Source organism: Peribacillus sp. P4_C12 (genome assembly GCF_056402095.1).
In genome coordinates, this window is record NZ_JBFUIB010001109.1 from 1 (window position 1) to 668 (window position 668).

Genomic DNA, 668 nt, shown 5'->3' on the forward strand with positions numbered 1-668 from the left:
GAACCATATAGATTTTGGTTCTTTATAACGAATTTAGGGGGAGAAAACGTGCTTAATAGAGGTGTTTTGTCATTGGTTGCTGTTGGGTTATTAGCTTCGGCAGTGTCCGTTGGTACTGTTAAGGCTGAAGAAAACGAGAACGCGTTGGCTAGGAAAGCTATAGAAAGTCAAGTTGAAAAGCCACTCCAAAAAGGGATCATTGATTCTAAAACATTTAATCAATTTGAAAAAGTATTAAAAGGTTCTCAATCATACTCAGTACATAGGTTCAATAAAATGGGTAGGATGAGCAGTGGCTCGTCTGAGGAAGATTACTTGATTGAAAGTGAATATAATGACGACTTTAATTCAGCAAATATATCATCATATGAAAAACCGACAATCGGTCAACTACTTCCTTTGTACGATGTCGATTTTTATAAAGTAGAAGTACCTCAGAGTGGAGTTTTACTAGTAGCTGGGGAAACTAACTCATATGCTATTGATCTACTATTTACTGCCCTACAAAAAGATTTTGTTGAGAATAATAACTTGGAATATTTGGGTAGTGAATATGAGGATGATGTTGAAGTACAAGCATAACAAGCTAAAGCTGGCACATATTATGTGGGTGTTATAGACACTGATAATGACTACGTTGACAATAACACAGAAGAGGATTTATATGC

At 35.8% G+C, this 668-nt stretch carries 1 protein-coding gene; it reads left to right on the top strand.

The window, feature by feature from the left end; translation table 11 throughout:
* Positions 1-48 precede the first annotated feature (48 nt).
* Positions 49-582 (top strand): hypothetical protein, encoded by a 534-nt coding sequence (locus tag AC1DUW_RS31625; RefSeq protein ID WP_477644550.1) that lies wholly within the window; start codon positions 49-51, stop codon positions 580-582.
* The last annotated feature ends 86 nt before the right edge of the window (positions 583-668 follow it).